Below are 1,686 nucleotides of genomic sequence, written 5' to 3' on the forward strand. Positions count from 1 at the left end.
AGAACAGGGGAGGGGCAGATGAAGGAGCATACCATGCGCCCTACTCCGCGTCGGCCGAATGCCGATCTGTCGCCCATCACGCTGCGGATTGCTGATGCCTGCCGCATCACCGGCATCGGCCGGTCGAAGTTCTACGAGTTGATCAAGGCCGGCGAGATCGGGGTGATCAAGGTAGGCGCGATCACGCTCGTGCCGATGACCAGCATCGACGCGTTGCTTCAGCGTGGCGGCCCCACCGCGGGCGACGGCGCCCGGCCCCCCTTAGCCGAGGTGATGCACCCGTTTCTGGCCAATGCCATTTTGACGGCGAGCCTTGCCTCGACCCCCGAGGCGGTTCGATGCGATCTGTCATCGGCGGACGAGGGGAGGCGGGGAAAAGCTGAAGACCTTGTTGTTGAGCGTATGATTTCGGCCCTCTATGATCGAGACGACCAGCTCGACGTGGTTCGTTGATCCCATCTTATGTCGTTCTGCTGTCCTAGCTTTGGCTAGGGTCTGAGCTTTGGGGCCTTGCTAAAAGTGGCCTGCGTGACAGTCTGAATTTGGGACAATGCCGCCATCAGAGGCGGGCAGTTCGAATGACGGTTTCCGGCGGAAGCAGAAGTCCGCGAAGGCGCGCGCTACTTTGATCCTGCCGAGCTATTCTCTGTGCCCGCGGCGGCTACCCAGGGCGGCTCCTTGCAGGCGGCGAAAGGTAGGACATTCGGCATGGCTGGGCGCTGGGCAACGCGCTGCACCTCGAAGACCGTCGCGAAGCGTCTCCAACTTCCTAATAGTGCGATCGATCTCATCCGCCTTCGCGGCGAGTAGCCCACGATCGATCCGAATCTCGCCATCGGGGCTCAGCATCCCGCCAATCTCGCCAAGCGACAAGCCGGCGGACCGGCCCAGCGCGATCAGCGACAGCCGGTCGATCACGTCGGCGGCAAACGTACGCCGCAGCCCCCGGCGGCCAAGTGACTCAATCAGTTCCTGTTGTTCGTAATAGCGCAAGGTAGAGGCCGGGAGGCCGGAACGGCGCGCGACCTCGGCAATATCGATCAATCCCATCCTTGACCTCAAGCTGACTTGAAGTGGCACCGTGCAGCGAATCACCAACCGCATCAAGGATAAGCCAGTGAACCACGATCACGATCAGGACAGCGGCGGGCTTGGCTGGAACAAGCAGCGTGGAAACGTCTGGGTGGACCTTCAGCCGATACTCGATCGGTTGTTCCTGCCGTTCGAGCGGATGCTGCTCGATAACGTGACGACCGAGCCTGCACAGGCGGTGCTCGATATAGGCTGCGGCACCGGAGCCATCACACTGGCGCTGGCTGACAGGCTGGGGCCGTCGGCGCATTGCACTGGCGTCGATGTGTCGGAGGTGATGCTAGACCGCGCACGCCAGCGAGCCCTTGCGACAGGTGCGCATAACGTGCGCTTTATCGCTGGAGATGTGCAGCGCCATCGCTTTCCATCCGATACCTTCGACGCCGTGGTGTCGCGCTTCGGGGTCATGTTCTTCGACGATCCTATCGCAGCCTTCGCGAATATCGGCGCCGCAGTGCGCACCGGCGGCACGATGACCTGCGTGGTATGGCGCGGCCGGGAGGAAAACCCCTTCATGACGGCGGCGGAACGCGCGGCGGGGCCGCTGCTCGGGTGGAAGGATGAGCCCGAGGCCAACCCCGAAGCACCTGGCCA

General features: G+C 62.9%; 3 protein-coding genes. 2 read left to right on the forward strand and 1 reads right to left on the reverse strand.

Annotated features, from left to right (window positions below; genetic code table 11):
* Window positions 1-453 (forward strand): helix-turn-helix domain-containing protein (locus BM009_RS23275; protein WP_368085951.1); only part of this gene is annotated, 453 nt, incomplete at its 5' end.
* A 186-nt stretch (window positions 454-639) separates the two neighbouring features.
* On the opposite strand, the gene BM009_RS22050 is transcribed toward BM009_RS23275, so the two are convergent.
* Window positions 640-1,050, reverse strand: coding sequence for a helix-turn-helix domain-containing protein (locus BM009_RS22050; protein ID WP_093299824.1), 411 nt, complete (start codon window positions 1,048-1,050; stop codon window positions 640-642).
* 67 nt (window positions 1,051-1,117) lie between these two features.
* On the opposite strand from BM009_RS22050, the gene BM009_RS22055 reads away from it, so the two are divergent.
* On the forward strand, window positions 1,118-1,686 hold a 569-nt coding region (locus BM009_RS22055; RefSeq protein ID WP_175488174.1), incomplete at its 3' end, for a class I SAM-dependent methyltransferase.

It is taken from the genome of Sphingomonas sp. NFR04, from assembly GCF_900114095.1.
Classification (GTDB): Bacteria; Pseudomonadota; Alphaproteobacteria; order Sphingomonadales; family Sphingomonadaceae; genus Sphingomonas.